The organism is Nostoc sp. UHCC 0870, from assembly GCF_022063185.1.
Lineage (GTDB): Bacteria > Cyanobacteriota > Cyanobacteriia > Cyanobacteriales > Nostocaceae > Trichormus.
The window spans coordinates 1146027-1160764 of record NZ_CP091913.1; the positions used below are offsets into that span (position 1 = coordinate 1146027).

At 40.7% G+C, this 14738-nt stretch carries 17 protein-coding genes; 8 read left to right on the forward strand and 9 right to left on the reverse strand.

The annotated features are described in order from the left end of the window. Window position 1: 1 nt before the first annotated feature. The 8 genes from L6494_RS05075 to L6494_RS05110 form a co-directional block, all read right to left on the reverse strand. A complete protein-coding gene (locus L6494_RS05075; protein WP_237991738.1) occupies window positions 2-229 on the reverse strand; it encodes a hypothetical protein in 228 nt (75 codons plus the stop codon). After that, window positions 201-1118 (reverse strand): AAA family ATPase, encoded by a 918-nt coding sequence (locus L6494_RS05080; protein ID WP_237991739.1) that lies wholly within the window; start codon window positions 1116-1118, stop codon window positions 201-203. Before L6494_RS05080 ends, L6494_RS05075 begins: the two co-directional genes overlap by 29 nt. Window positions 1119-1419: 301 nt before the next feature. Then, window positions 1420-2529 carry a glutamate 5-kinase gene (gene proB, locus L6494_RS05085; protein ID WP_237991743.1) on the reverse strand — a complete coding sequence of 370 codons (1110 nt, stop codon included), beginning with the start codon at window positions 2527-2529 and terminating at the stop codon, window positions 1420-1422. Between the two features lie 287 nt (window positions 2530-2816). After that, the gene (locus L6494_RS05090; RefSeq protein WP_237991746.1) at window positions 2817-3356 is read right to left on the reverse strand and encodes a YqeG family HAD IIIA-type phosphatase; all 540 of its coding nucleotides are present in this window, start codon (window positions 3354-3356) and stop codon (window positions 2817-2819) included. A 22-nt stretch (window positions 3357-3378) separates the two neighbouring features. After that, window positions 3379-3951, reverse strand: a complete 573-nt coding sequence (locus L6494_RS05095) for a DUF3727 domain-containing protein (protein WP_237991748.1) — start codon at window positions 3949-3951, stop codon at window positions 3379-3381. A gap of 140 nt (window positions 3952-4091) precedes the next feature. Further along, window positions 4092-4553 carry a Holliday junction resolvase RuvX gene (gene ruvX / locus L6494_RS05100; RefSeq protein WP_237991758.1) on the reverse strand — a complete coding sequence of 154 codons (462 nt, stop codon included), beginning with the start codon at window positions 4551-4553 and terminating at the stop codon, window positions 4092-4094. Window positions 4554-4573: 20 nt separating this feature from the next. Continuing rightward, a complete protein-coding gene (locus tag L6494_RS05105) occupies window positions 4574-5827 on the reverse strand; it encodes a GNAT family N-acetyltransferase (RefSeq protein ID WP_237991760.1) in 1254 nt (417 codons plus the stop codon). A gap of 274 nt (window positions 5828-6101) precedes the next feature. After that, window positions 6102-6305: a hypothetical protein gene (locus L6494_RS05110; protein WP_190696624.1), complete on the reverse strand. Its 204-nt coding sequence runs from the start codon at window positions 6303-6305 to the stop codon at window positions 6102-6104. A 100-nt stretch (window positions 6306-6405) separates the two neighbouring features. Between L6494_RS05110 and L6494_RS05115 the strand changes: the two genes are divergently transcribed. After that, complete coding sequence (locus L6494_RS05115) at window positions 6406-6807, forward strand: hypothetical protein (RefSeq protein ID WP_237991762.1); 402 nt, start codon at window positions 6406-6408, stop codon at window positions 6805-6807. Between the two features lie 290 nt (window positions 6808-7097). Next, window positions 7098-7700 (forward strand): DUF4360 domain-containing protein, encoded by a 603-nt coding sequence (locus L6494_RS05120; RefSeq protein ID WP_237991763.1) that lies wholly within the window; start codon window positions 7098-7100, stop codon window positions 7698-7700. Here L6494_RS05120 and L6494_RS05125 read toward each other — a convergent pair. After that, entirely contained in the window at window positions 7697-7948 is a 252-nt protein-coding gene (locus tag L6494_RS05125) for a hypothetical protein (RefSeq protein ID WP_237991765.1), read from the reverse strand. The two genes, L6494_RS05120 and L6494_RS05125, sit on opposite strands and share 4 nt — an antisense overlap. Before the next feature lie 248 nt (window positions 7949-8196). Here L6494_RS05125 and L6494_RS05130 point away from each other — a divergent pair, with 248 nt between their 5' ends. From L6494_RS05130 to phnE, 6 genes are all read left to right on the forward strand, one after another. After that, complete coding sequence (locus L6494_RS05130; protein ID WP_237991774.1) at window positions 8197-8823, forward strand: Coq4 family protein; 627 nt, start codon at window positions 8197-8199, stop codon at window positions 8821-8823. Between the two features lie 36 nt (window positions 8824-8859). Continuing rightward, the gene (locus L6494_RS05135; protein WP_237991776.1) at window positions 8860-10242 is read left to right on the forward strand and encodes a cytochrome P450; all 1383 of its coding nucleotides are present in this window, start codon (window positions 8860-8862) and stop codon (window positions 10240-10242) included. Between the two features lie 116 nt (window positions 10243-10358). Then, window positions 10359-11651 (forward strand): APC family permease, encoded by a 1293-nt coding sequence (locus L6494_RS05140; protein WP_237991778.1) that lies wholly within the window; start codon window positions 10359-10361, stop codon window positions 11649-11651. A 253-nt stretch (window positions 11652-11904) separates the two neighbouring features. Beyond that, a complete protein-coding gene (phnC, locus tag L6494_RS05145) occupies window positions 11905-12702 on the forward strand; it encodes a phosphonate ABC transporter ATP-binding protein (protein WP_237991781.1) in 798 nt (265 codons plus the stop codon). A 110-nt stretch (window positions 12703-12812) separates the two neighbouring features. Then, window positions 12813-13814 (forward strand): phosphonate ABC transporter substrate-binding protein, encoded by a 1002-nt coding sequence (gene phnD / locus L6494_RS05150; protein ID WP_237991790.1) that lies wholly within the window; start codon window positions 12813-12815, stop codon window positions 13812-13814. 75 nt (window positions 13815-13889) lie between these two features. Next, window positions 13890-14663 (forward strand): phosphonate ABC transporter, permease protein PhnE, encoded by a 774-nt coding sequence (gene phnE / locus L6494_RS05155; RefSeq protein WP_237995829.1) that lies wholly within the window; start codon window positions 13890-13892, stop codon window positions 14661-14663. The last annotated feature ends 75 nt before the right edge of the window (window positions 14664-14738 follow it).

Sequence of the window (14738 nt, forward strand, 5' to 3'; positions counted from 1 at the left end):
TCTAAGACTTATTGTACTCAGAGTTAATTTGGCGAACAATTTCCTTCACCCTGGGTTCATCCTCAGAGTTGTAATAAAGAATATCGCCTCTAGAATCATCGCCTATGGTTCTCTCACAAGGAATTCCCTCTGCTTTCAACCTATTAATGACCCAGGTGATGAAATCTCTGTGGGCTTTCAGGCGGTTAATTTTTTTGTCTTCATCTGTTTGCCATTCTCTGTCTGCCATTTGTAAATTCTCCATAAGTTATGTTTAAATGTTCGTCAGTTGAGAAACTTTCTTCAAAAAGCTTGAATAACTTATCTCTAATTGAAATTTCTTTGTCTTCACAAATGACATCAATCAATAAATTTTTATAAAGAGTTTTTATATCACCTGATTTGAAAGCACGACGTTTATAAATATCATATAGCTGCTTTAAATCTTGCTCTTGAGGAGTGTAGTTAATCGGTTGACTCAAATATTTAATATAGACACAAAAATCATCCCAGCAAAGATTAGCATCAACAGAATACTTCAGAGAGAACCTACGTATTACGGCTGTATCGATTAAATTATCTACATTAGTAATACCAAGCATAATCATTTTTTTACTTGAGGATGGATGTAGCCTATCAAGCTCTAATATTAAAGTTGTCATCGCTCGACGGATAGCATCATGCTCTTGAACCCTACTACGGCTCATACAGAAAGAATCTAGTTCATCTAGCACTAGAAATGCAGATGAGTCATCTGAACAAATTTTTCGTAAATCCTCGAACGCTTGCTCTAAATTACGGGATGATTGTCCTAAAGCAGGATCAAGCATCTTACCAATATCAATAGTGTAAAAATTAATTTCGTTAGTGACTTCTTTTTTAAGACGGTCAAACAGTAAATGACAAAGAGTAGTTTTGCCTGTATTTGGTGGTCCGCAAAGAAGTATTGAAGGAACTAAATCATAAAATATAAATTCTTTTACTCTCTGAGTATCTGCTGTTATTACAGCTTTACAAAACCGAAACAAATGCTCCTGAAGGGAATCTAGTCCAAATAATCTGTGTTGGAAGATTCGCTTTTCTATTTCGGCATGAGATATATGCTGTAGTCCACTAGCTTGTTGAATATAGTCAACCATGTAAGATTTTTCGGTGTAATATGCTACTTTATAGCATACGATAAGATTATATGACATCCTCAAAATCCGAATTTTGCAAGATTCTTCATCTACTGCCCCACAAGTAATCTAGTTAGTTATTTATCCCTGAAAATTTTCAGCCCTGAGAATTGAAAAAGACAGTAAGGTTCATTTGTTGGTAAGGAGCGATCTGCGGGCTTCTAAGACGATGCAGGAGCGTATATTTAAATTTCACAATAAGGTTGGTTTCACCCACCCAAGCCGAAGCTATTAAACACGATTTCTAGGCAAGACTTTTCTTTTAAGTCAGAACTAAGTTATCCCGGTGAATGACAGTTTCCGCACCGGCATAACCTAAGATTGCAGGAATGTCTCTAGAGTGACACCCGCAAATCTTTTGCAGGTCAGTGCTATTGTAGTTAACTAGTCCTCTGGCAATCTCTTGACCGTTGACATCACATAATTGCACTGCATCTTGGCTGTCAAATTCGCCTTCAATGGTTTTAATGCCAGCTGCTAATAAAGATTTACCTGCTTCGACAATAGCAGCGATCGCACCTGTATCTAAATATAATTTCCCCAGAGGTACAAGACCATAAGCAATCCAGCGTTTACGCGCTGAGGTTGGTTCTGGTTGGGGTTGAAAATGTGTACCAATGGCTTCCCCTTGTAAAATCTTCTCGATGTTACGCGGGAATCTTCCCTGTGTAATCACGGTACGCACTCCCGCCGCGATCGCAATTCTCGCTGCTGAGATTTTTGTCACCATACCACCAGTACCCCATTGTGAACCTTGAGAGCCTGTTTGCACTTGTAATTCTGCCAATTCTTTCATGCTCGTCACTAGAGAAATTGGTTGCGCGTCGGGTACAGAACGGGGATCGGCAGAGTACAATTTATCGACATCGGTAAGCAAAAATAACCAATCTGCTTCTACAAGGCTGGCTACCAATGCGGAAAGGGTATCATTGTCGCCAAATTTCAGTTCATCGATGGCTACGGTGTCATTTTCGTTCACTACAGGAATTACTCCCAATCCCAGCAGTTCACCAAAAGTATTGTAGACATTGAGATAGCGGCTGCGCTGGACTAAATCGCTACGGGTCAGCAAGACTTGAGCAATTGGCTGTTGCAAGGTGGTAAATAAATCATCATACACCCGCATTAATCGCCCTTGACCAACGGCTGCTACTGCTTGTTTTAGTGCGATCGCTTTGGGACGTTCGGTTAAACCCAAACGCGCACAACCCACTCCCACAGCCCCAGAAGATACTAAAATAACTCGATTACCCTGCTGTCTTAAATCAGTCAGGGTTTCTGCTAAAGTGGCGATCGTGGAAAGTGCCAGTTGTCCACTCTGTGGTTGAGTTAGGCTAGATGTGCCGATTTTGACGACAATTGTTTTGGTCATTAGTCAATCCCCTTTGGGGAATTCAAAATTCAAAATACCCTATCGGGTTCGCGGTAGCGTCTCGTTAGAGAAGCAAGCTACAAAATTCAAAATGAAAATCCCCATAAATTGCAAAACGCCAGTCCTTCTATAAGTGAAGGCTGACGCTTTACTGGTTTATTTTTATTTGTTATGAGCTAGGGTCTTTTTTGGCTGACCCCATGTTATTAATACCTATAATCTCCGATTTTTTTTGGCTCACGGGTTTTCTTAATTATTTTTTTAGATTTAGATTGTTTAAGCATTTATTAATCTTTGTGAATTTTTGTGTCCTGGGAGATGATCGAAGCTCCGAGGATTTCCGAGAACCAAACTTCAAAGTTGCGAATGGGATGGGAGCGCAGAGCAGCATCAGGATGGACAATGGGTTCTACCAAAATGGTAAACATATCTAAGCGATTCCCTGCCACGACATCAGTAAACAAGCGATCGCCTACCATCCCCACTTCATGCACAGGTAAATCCATCGCCTGGAGTGCAGAGCGAATTTTTCTGCGGGAAGGCTTGGCTGCACCTAGGTAGTATGGCAGGTTCAGAGAGCGAGCAATGCTACCAATTCGGGCTTCGCTCAAGTTATTGCTCACCAAGCAAAGCGATGTACAGATACGCATTTGCTCTACCCAGTCCTTGAGTTCTGGGGAGGCTGCTCCGACTCTAATCGGTACTAAAGTTTCATCGACATCCAACACCAGCCCTTTCAGCCCATAATGTTGAATAATTTTTGGTGTAAGGTTCAACACAGAACCATGCAAAACCAAATCAGGCTGTACGAGCTTGTTCCAAGTCATAGTTAATAGTTATTAGTCATTGTTATTCAACTTCGTTAAAAAGTTGCTCTTCTAAAAGCGGTTGCACTTCGCGGAACTCTTCTGGAGAGAGTAATACAGGTTCGCCACTTTTTGCTATTCTGGCAAAAAACAGCAGTGGATCAAGCGGCGTATAAATTGCGTACTCCTGCTCTTGATGATAAAAGGTGGTAAGTAATTGTAATTGCTCTGGTTCTAAATCTGCCTCGTCTTCTTCGATTTCTAGAGTAAAAAGTTCTGAATCTTCTACTGGTGGTAATTCACCAGCAACTGTCAAAGCGTAAGCAGTGTTTTTTAGTAACAAGTTCTGCTCGGCTAAGACAGCTTGAGCTGTGCTAAAAATTTCGTCAATTATGGCATCATCTTCTACCAGAACAGCTTCTTCTTCTTCGTCATCACCTTCCCAAGCAAAAATTTCGATGGGTGAATCTACAGGAAGCAACAAAACATATTCCTGTCCATCTGCTGAAAGCGAATGTTCTATATAACATTCAAGGGTTCGCCCCTTATCATCAGTCAAAGTGATGGAACCTGTGGGAGCTTGATCGTTATTTTCAGAAAATGGAGAAGAAAACATAGCTAATGGATGAAACTTGATAAGTACCAACAGTTGTGAAAATCTATTTGCTGTTTTATGACCAATAATGTCAAGCAAATAGCTTTAGATTTAAATACAACTGCTGTGTAACAGCTTTCAGAATATCATGTTCAAAGGTATCAATACTCTACAGATACTTCTGAACTGTGGATAATAGCTCGTTTACTATCTAGCCACTGCTGCAAAATTAGAGATGCAGCTTTGCGATCGATTAAACCTTTATTTCGTGAAGGTGAGCGATTTTCCGCTATGAGTAGTTGCTCGGCTTGAAAAGAAGTTAGTCGCTCATCGACATACTCTATAGGCAGTTGTAGAGCTTTCGCCAGTCTATTGGCAAATTTTTGGACATGGCGAGCCTGAAACCCTATAGACCCATCCATTGAATAGGGTAAACCTATAACCAGCACCTGTACTTCGCGTTCATGAACTAAATTACGGATTTGCGCCACATCTTGGTCAAAGGATGTACGCTCCAGAGTTGTAATCCCAGTAGCAATTAATCCCGTGCGATCGCATCCCGCAATGCCAATCCGCTTGCTACCTACATCTAATCCCAATGCTGATATATACTTTGTGGTCATTAGTTATCAGTTATCAGTTATCAGTCCTGCTTTCCATCCGTTGATTCATGTTGACAAGATGGATCAATGTTACAGTTTTTGCACCCAAAATTAACTGATTCTGACTGGTGTTTAACAGGGATTTCTGAGGCTTGCTGCTGTCTAACTTCTGCCCAAGACATCCCACCGGGTATGGGTTTACGGGCTGGTTGTAAGCCTTGAAGTACGTCAGTCCACTGAATACCTTCTAAGGAAACCAATTTTGATTCCCGGAGTTTGTGCCACACAGAGCGGGACATAACTAATGTATGTTCTATGCGTTTCGCGCCAATGCGCTCTAAATACTCTTCTCTTTCTGGCTGATAGTCAGAAGAGGCTAGTTTTAACCCTTGTTGTGGAAAATCTTGAGCAATGCGAGCCAACTGAGCCAGTAGCTCTGGATATAGCCAAGTATAGGCAGGATGGACGGTGAGGGTGGCGACGTGGGGGGTTTCGCCTTTGCGATCAAGCTGCACCTGAAAATAGCCTATGGCGGCTTTGCGTTGGGGTTCAAATACGTAGCCACTGACTACTTCGGTTTTTGTTACCCATTGCTTAATAGCATCAGACAATGCAGCGAACAAAGTGGTTTTAAAATCACGGTTGTTGCGATCGAATACTTGACGCACTAAGGGCGGCATTGATGCTGTATCTAATTGATATAGTAACTGAGCATCAGCATTGCTTACAGGTAGAAGGTTAGGCAAGTCTGGCTCGGCTTGCGCTAGTTCCGTGAGCAGTTCCGGCTCTATTTCCCAGTAAGTCATTTCTGCTAGACGCTGAAATCCATTTTGGCGATAAAGTGCCAGCGATTCTAGATCATTTACATTCACTTCTAATAACCAAGTCCGAGCTTCTAAAATCGACTCGAAGCAATGGCGTAAGAGTTGCGAACCAATTCCTTGCTTATCAGCACCTCGATCCAACACCACCCGATCAACGCGCCAAGTGCTGCGTGTCCGATTGAACGGTGATACTTGAATCATCCCTAAGAGCATTCGCCCCTGTTCAGCCACATAAGCACAGAAACGATATTTTAGCGGGTTAGGAAACCAACTCAAAAATCTGAGTAACCCATACCAGCGATGCAACAATTCCATTTGCTGCTTCACAACGCTCACACCGTTGGGAGACAAGGCGGCGAATGACTCTTGAGATATGCGCTCAATTCCATCCAGATCCCGGTATTGGACTGGCCGAATGACAACGCTGAGGTTTTGGGGAAGTAAGGAGTTCATTTTAATTTGGGCTGCCATATAGCCTTAACTAACTGGGAAGAAAGGAACTGCTGCAATTATCTTAACGGCTTTCCGTTCTTTACTATTGCTCCAAAAGGGTGATTTTCGTCACTAAATACTTAAAAATAGAAAAAGCAGACCTGTTGAGTAGATTTTTGGTATTCACCCAACATTATCTGCTTTTATTTTATTTGCTTTTTTTGTTAATTATATTTTTTCTTAACTAGACATCTCCTAGAAATGGAGTATCAACCTGACTACATAAAGCTTTTATCTTCTTTCTCGGAGCTATCTAGTATAAACCCTGACGAGAAACCAGCTTTTCAACGGTGGCTTGGGTTTGATGTAACAATTGTTCTCTACTGTCTTCTTGTGTTGGCTTGAGGGTTGGAAGCAGATTGCGAGCTTGTAGAGTCATGTGCAACTGTAGATGAGCAACGTATTCACTGATATCTTCGTTTGTTAAAACCGCGCCCTTGGATAAATTTGATTCCATTGCCACTGTGTTCTCCTTATCTCTAGTGCTGTTTCTTCACATCATAAAAACTTATCATGTTGTTTTGCTGGGCTTCTTAATTTGCAATGAAGTTTAACGGTTGTTTGCAAAAGAGGGATTGGGGACAAATCAATTCAAAATTCAAAATGACGCTCTCTACGAGACGCTGCGCGTTAGCGGAGCTTTCGCTTTAGCGATACGCGGACTCGCTCTAAGCGTTGGCGCAGCCTCTCCGACAGGAGAAGCTATGCCGAAGGCTTTACGCTACGCTAACAAAATTCAAAATGAAGACAACGTAAGAGTTTTGTTGATTTGGAATGGGTGGTTCTCTTACAAAGTTTGGCGGGACGGAAACCGACACCGCCACGCCACTTGCTACAACCGGACGAACCCCGGCAACGCAGTGGCTCAACTTTGCGCTTATTTACGCCCTGCTGTACTAGTGAAAAATTTTTATTTGATCAGGGTATATTTTCTGGAAGTGACTTTATTGACTTTGTAGTGTCTTAATAGTTCTACTCGGTACTCAGTTCTTTTCTCTATAGCCAATAGTTTGGAGAAAATCCTGATTTGGCAATGATTGCGAGCATTTTCTTGCTATGTCAAACATTGCAAACATGACTAGAGTAAATTCTGATATTTAGTGAAGTTTCCGCTAAGAATACTAAATTTTTTTACTTGGGAAACAAATTCACACCCAGCCTAGTCAGGAAATATACGAAGATTGACAGACCAAAATCTGGTCGAAAATTTTCAATCAAGACTGTAAAAATACCCAAAGGAAGTGGAGTTATGAATAATCAAAATTTCAAGCAAACATCTATCAAGTTTGCACAAGTTGCTTTGGCTACAACTACTGTATTAATGACAGCTGCTATTAGTCCTGCCTTGGCTAACAAAGTTGAAATTTTAGGTGCAGATTACGGTGGTAATGGTTGTCCTGGCGGATCTGCTAGTGTGAGCGTTAGCCCCGATGGTCAAGAGTTAAGTATTCTTTTTGATGATTTTGCAGCCCTAGGGAATAACGCCGCACAAAGACGTAAAAGCTGTAATTTGAGTATTCCAATTAAAGTACCCCAAGGCTTTCAAATTTCGCTCTATGATGCTGATTATCGGGGCTATGTTGCTCCCGGTACAACTGGAAGACTAAGAGCAGAATACTTTTTTGCTGGTCAGCGTGGGCCTGTTTTTGCCAGGACATTTAGAGGCGAAACTGACTACAACGTTCGAGATAAATTAGCGACTGTGGCTAATGTTTGGTCACGCTGTGGTGACAGTCTAAATATGCGGGTGAATGCTTCGATGACAGCTAGTGGTCAAGGTATGGCGACTGTTGACTCCTTTGATCTTGCACATCGTGGTTTGGTTTATCACATCAAATATCGCAAGTGTTAGTAGATAATTACTAATTCGTAATTAGTAATTAAGAGGGTAAAATCCTTTACTTTACTTGACTTGTTTTGAACGTATTGATGCACTGTTCCATTAGGGCTAAAAGCGATCGCCCACAATATATCTTCATGACGGGAGCAACTTGAGGGAGCAGCCATCTCCACCCGTTGCGAGTAAATTACCTTGGGGTTTAACTGCGATCGCATTGCAGAGTATTCATCTAGAAACTCATTATACTTTAAGTCTGCCAAGAAATTTATTTTTTGGCAGACTCAAAGTTGCAGATGTTAGAGGGTGTTTGAAAAGTCCCCTTTGATGTCATGCTGACGAAGGAAGCATTCCAGTATAACGGTGAAAACGCGGATTCTTCCTTCCGCAAAGCTCCACTCAGAATGACAAAGGATACCTGACAAAACTTTTCAAACATCCTCTTAATGTAGGAATGTTTAACACTGCTTGAGTTCTACACTCTCTGCGAGGTAAAAAGAGGAAACTCACTGTGCTGCAAAAATTTAAACAAATCTCAGCAGTTTTTACAGCCAAAAAATTAGGAAAATTTGGTGATTTTGCCATTCTTAAGTCTGATTTATTCGGGGCTAAAGTTGCTCCTGAAGTGGCTGAAAAATTACAATCAGTGGAGGGATATTATCCTCTAATTGATTTGGATAAATTAAGGCAATATCCTCTAGGCACATTCGGCAGAGAATATGCCGATCATATGCAGATGAATCATCTTAAAGCACTGAATATTAGTCCAGAATTAGTGGATGTTGCTCAACGCAATGTCTTTGCTTTACGCTACGCTGTCACTCACGATATTTTTCACGTTTTACTCGGTTTTGATACTACCTACGCTGGAGAAATTGGCGTATTGGCATTTGCTGCGGAGCAAAACTATAGTAAATCACTCAAAATTAGCTTAAAATTAGCTCAATTTCTCTATCCTATACTTGCGCCCCAACAAAGCCAGATGATTTGCGCTAACCTAAACAAAGGTCAAAAACTCGGAAAGAAAGCAGATTTTTTGTTGGGTTATCGTTTTGAAGAACATTGGCAAGAACCTATTGAGGAATTAAGAAAGTCTCTAGGATTAGTAGAAGTAACGCCCCATAGACATCTTGCTTAAAATGCAGTCTCAAAATTCAAAATAGGAGCATTAATCATGATTAATATTAAAGATAAAACTACTGATCAAAATATCCCTAACTTACCAGCTAAACCCAGTATACCTAGATGGCTGCAAACATTTAGAGGAATTACTAACCCGGTATATTATCTCAATAAAACTACACAAAAATATGGAGATATATTTATATCAGAGTTTAATAATTTTCCCCCACAAGTAATTATTAGTAATCCCCAAGCAATTCAAGAATTATTTACTGCTGATGCTCAATTATTTGATGCTGGTAAAGGTAATTATCTAATTCAACCCTTAGTAGGGGCTAACTCGTTAATTTTGCTGGATGGCGATCGCCACTTAAAACAGCGTAAACTTTTAATGCCCCCCTTCCACGGTGAACGGATGCGGGCTTATGGTGATTTAATCCGTGATATCACCAAGCAAGTCACCAGTAAATGGACTGTAGGACAGCCATTTATCGCCCGTCCCAGTATGCAGGATATTTCTCTACAAGTAATTTTACGGTCTGTATTTGGGTTGGAAGAAGGGGAACGTTACCAACAAATCAAGCAAGTCTTAACTGAGATGTTGGATACTTTTAACCAACCTTTGAGTGCTGTTTTCTTATTTTTCAAATTTTTGCAACGAGATTTAGGTGCTGGGACACCTTGGGGTCGGTTTTTGCGCCGCCGCCAGCTACTTGATGAGTTGATTTACCAGGAAATTAATGAACGTCGCCACCAAGTTGATGCTGAAAGTGAAGATATTTTAAGTTTGTTGTTGTCTGCGCGTGATGAACAAGGTCAACCCCTGACTGATGTTGAGTTACGGGATGAGTCAATGACTATGCTATTTGCTGGACATGAAACTACTGCGATCGCTTTATCTTGGGCGTTATACTGGGTTAATTATTTGCCAGAAGTGCGGGAAAAATTGCTGCAAGAACTCAATTCAATTGATATAACCAATGCAGACCCCGCAACAATTACTCAACTACCTTATTTAAATGCTGTCTGTTCAGAAACTCTGCGAATTTATCCAGTAGCTTTTTTTGCTTTTCCCCGCATTCTCAAAGCACCAATGAAATTCCAGGGCTATGATTTACCGAAAGGAATGATGATTTCTCCTTGTGTTTATTTGACTCATCATCGTCCAGATATATATCCTGAACCTGAGCAGTTTAAACCAGAACGGTTTCTAGAGAGCCAGTTTTCTCCCTATGAGTTTGTACCTTTTGGTGGTGGAAATCGTCGTTGTTTAGGTATGGCATTTGCTCTGTTTGAAATGAAGTTAGTTTTAGCAACAATTCTCTCAAATTACTCTCTAGAATTGCTCGATAAAGTTCCTCTCAAACCTGTGCGCCGTGGTGTAGTTTTTGCGCCTAATGGGGGCGTGAATTTGATGGTGAAGGAGAAAAGGTAAAAATCTTTAACCACAGAGACACTAAGACACGGAGGGAAAAAGAGTTAATTGTACTCATATTCAACCACGCTCATTTATCTGTATCATATGTTCAGATAAAAGGGGAGATATTCAAGATGTCCGTTACCAATTCATCACCCCAACTGAAACGAGAGTTAGGGGTTTTTGGGGCGACACTGATGGGGTTGGGTTCGATTGTTGGGACGGGTGTCTTTGTCAGTATTGGCATTGCGTCCGGTATTGCAGGGACGGCGGTCATTTTGGCGGTAGCAATTGGGGCAATTGTGGCTACTTGCAATGGACTCAATAGCGCGCAACTTGCAGCTAATCACCCAGTTAGTGGGGGTAGTTATGAATATGGTTATAAATATCTCACTCCTGCTTTTGGTTTCACCGCAGGTTGGATGTTTTTAGTAGCGAAGACGGCTTCGGCGGCGACGGCTGCTTTGGGTTTTGCTGGTTACTTACTAAATCTCTTGGGTGGGAGTTCTGATTGGGTGATTCCTATAGCTATCTTGGCTGTAGTAATTATGACTTTGGTTGTGTTGAGTGGAATTAAACGTTCTAATCTGACTAATATAGTTATTGTCTCGGTAACGCTGTTATCTTTGGCGTTCTTTATTTTGGCTTGTCTACCCCGTGCGGTGGAACAGGGAGTTAATAATTTAACACCGTTTTTTAGTAGTTCTCCAGGGGCAGTGCTTCATGCTAGTGCTTTGATGTTCGTGGCTTATACTGGCTATGGACGGATTGCAACTATGGGGGAAGAAGCCCGTTCTCCGAGGGAAACGATTCCCAAAGCGATGATTGTTTGTTTGTTCGTCACTATGTTGCTGTATATAACAGTGGCGACGGTGGGAATTGGGGCTGTGGGTGTGGAGACTTTGGCAAATGCTACAGGGGAAAAAGCCGCGCCGTTGGAAGTTGTCGCCCGTACTGTAGGGGGTACTGGTGCGGCTGTGGTTTTAGCTATCGGTGCAATAACAGCCATGCTAGGGGTGTTGTTAAATTTAATTTTGGGCTTATCCCGCGTACTATTGGCAATGGGTAGACGTGCAGATGCTCCCAGATTTTTAGCACATCTAAATCGAGAACAAACAGCACCCTATTGGGCTGTGATAGTTGTGGGAATTGCGATCGCTCTTTTAGTATTATTAGGCAATGTTAAAACAACATGGTCGTTTAGTGCCTTTAGCGTCTTAATTTACTACGCCATCACCAATTTTGCCGCTTTAAGACTCCCAGCTTCAGAACGCCTGTATCCTGTGTGGATAGGTTGGATAGGGCTTTTATCTTGTTTATTCTTAGCCTTCTGGGTAGAGTCTGCGATTTGGCAAGTAGGTTTAGGTTTGATTGTAGCAGGATTAATTTGGCATCAGATCAGGCGATCGCTATTCCAGCACAATTAATAATTGAAATTTCCCTAGCTTGTGAAACTAGATTAACAGTTTTATCAAAAATTAGTCTTTGGTTAATTAAATATTAACCAAAATATGCAGCAAAAAACAGAGGGTACAAACCCTCCATTTTATTTATGTATTTTTATAATTGGCTCATTCATTAGACTGATAATTAAGTAACTAAATCATAAATTATCCTTGGGTTAATCATTTATTAACCAAGGAATATTAATGTTAATGATAGACATTAATATGTCAAAAAATGGCAAGTACAGTGGCTATCGAAATTAATAATCTTTCTAAGAGATTCAAAGGTAAGACAGCAGTCAAAAGTGTATGCTGCACAATTAATGAGGGAGAAATGGTTGCCCTTATAGGTGCATCTGGCTCAGGTAAATCTACCCTTTTGCGCCATATCAATGGCTTACATATTGGAGATGCAGGCACAGTTTTTATTTTTGGCACTGTTCTACAAAGCAAGGGAAAATTACACTCTAAAATTAGGTTTTTACGAAGCCAGATAGGCTGTATCTTCCAACAGTTCAATTTAGTCAATCGGCTAACAGTTATTGAAAATGTTCTTGTTGGTAACTTAGCAAGGTTGTCTATTTTACGCTCAACATTACATTTATTCACCAAAGAAGAAAAAACCCAAGCTCTGGCTGCACTAGAGCAAGTAGGGATTCTAGAACACGCTTATAACCGCGCATCTAAGCTGTCTGGAGGTCAACAGCAACGGGTAGCGATCGCCCGTTGTTTAGTCCAAGGAGCGAAAATATTGCTTGCTGATGAACCCATTGCGTCCCTAGATCCTGAGTCGGCGCGTAAAGTCATGGAGTTACTCGTGCAGCTAAATAGCCAAAGCGGAATTACTGTAGTGGCTTCCTTACATCAGATTCAAATGGTGCGTAATTACTTTGATCGAGCGATCGCACTCAGAGATGGCGAAGTGATGTTTGATGGTGCAACGGTAGAACTAGATGATAAAAAACTCAATGAAATTTACGGTGCAGCAGCAGAAGAACTGGTGATGCGAGGACATGGCGAACTACTCGTATAATTTGCGCCGATTTCAACATCACTAATACTACAAAATAATTGTGCTAGAAGACAAATCCTGGATGTTTAAATACGTTAGCCTCAAAAACCTAATTAACTGAGTAACTCATCATGGAAAGAAGATTATTTATTCAACAGGCTTCTTTGTTTACTGTAACTTTGGCAAGTGCCAAAATACTTGCAGCTTGTAGTTCTAATGCTGATAATAGTACCGCAGCAATTAAAGAAATTAACTTTGGTGTTCTATCTACAGAATCTCAAGCTAATCAAAAACCGATTTGGGAACCTTTCGCTGCGGCTATGTCTCAAGAAATTGGCATTCCTATTAAACCTTTCTATGTTACACAGTATGCAGCAGTCATAGAAGCCATGCGCTTTGGTAAAGTGCAAGCAGCTTGGTTAGGTGGTAAATCTTATATTGAAGCAGCAAAAGTTGCTGATGCAGAAGCCTTTGCTCAGGTTGTGAGTGCAGATGGTACTAGAGGCTACTACTCTCATTTAATTGCTAATAAAGATAATCCTATTGCTGCTGAAGCTATAGCAGCAGGTGGCGATAAATATGTGATCAAAAATGCAGCTAATCTTACCTTTGCTTTTAATGATCCTAATTCTACCTCTGGTTTTTTAGTTCCTAGTTACTATATCTTTACTAAAAATAATGTTGACCCCAAAAAAGCATTTAAACGCCTAATCTTTGCTGGTAGTCATGAAGCTTGCGCTCTGGCCGTAGCTAATAAACAAATAGATGTAGCTACTGTCAGCAATGAAGCATTACGTCGTCTAGAAAGTACCAATCCTACAGCTAGACAGAAGATTGAAATTATTTGGAAATCTCCTCTAATTCCTAGTGATCCAATTGTTTATCGTCAGGACTTACCAGCAGATATCAAAAAGAAGTTGCAAAACTTTTTCTATAACTACAAAGATGCTAAAGTTTTAGCCCCATTTAAAATTGCTGGTTTTGTACAGGCTGAAGATAAAAATTGGCATACAATTCGAGAACTAGAGATTGCTAAAAAAATCCAAGAGACTCAATCTAAAGAAAATCTTAGTGAACAAGAAAAACAACAAAAAATAGCCGAACTCAATCAGCAACTCAAAAAAATTCCATAACATTACATTTATAGGTAGAACAAAGTGCGATCGCAACATCAAATAATTACTAACGCATCTCCTAACGTAGTAGCAATGTTAGAGAAAGAAGCAAAGCTTGTAAGTATCCAAAAAGTTTTGTTTCTTTTAGTGATTGCTGCTGTATTAATTGTTGCCTATAATCAAAGTGAGTTAGATTTCCCCGTACTTCTGCAACGGGGGGACAACATGGTGGAATATATACGTTCATATTTTCCCCCAGACTTTAACGATTGGAATTATTATTTCTCAGAAACGCTGATTACTATATCAATGGGAATTTGGGGAACTTTAATGGCAGCGATCGCAGCTGTTCCTCTATCCATCCTAGCATCTAATAATATGTGTCCTGTATGGGTTGTACAACCAACACGCCGCCTCTTAGATGCTATGCGTGCTATTAACGAAATTGTCTTTGCACTGATATTTGTAGTTGCTGTAGGGTTAGGGCCGTTTGCTGGAGTTTTGGCCTTATTTGTGCATACTACTGGTGTTCTGGGTAAGCTGTTCTCAGAAGCTGTAGAATCAATTGAACCAGGCCCCGTAGAAGGAATTAGAGCCACTGGTGCAAGTCAGATTCAAGAAGTTATTTATGGAGTGATTCCCCAAGTTATGCCTTTGTGGACTTCTTTCACTCTCTACCGATTTGAGTCAAATGTGCGTTCTGCTTCGGTGTTAGGAATTGTTGGTGCTGGTGGTATTGGGGTTTCACTGTATCAGAGTTTTGGTTCATTTGAATATCAAAAAGTCTGTGCAATTCTCATAATTTTGGTTATTACTACTGGCACTATTGATTTACTCTCTGCAAAAGTTAGAGAGTGGTTAGTTTAGGGTTTCTCTCTGCGTTGCACCCTCGTCTCAATCCCAATAAAAAACCCCGGCGAAACTAACCGGGGTAAAGGGGAG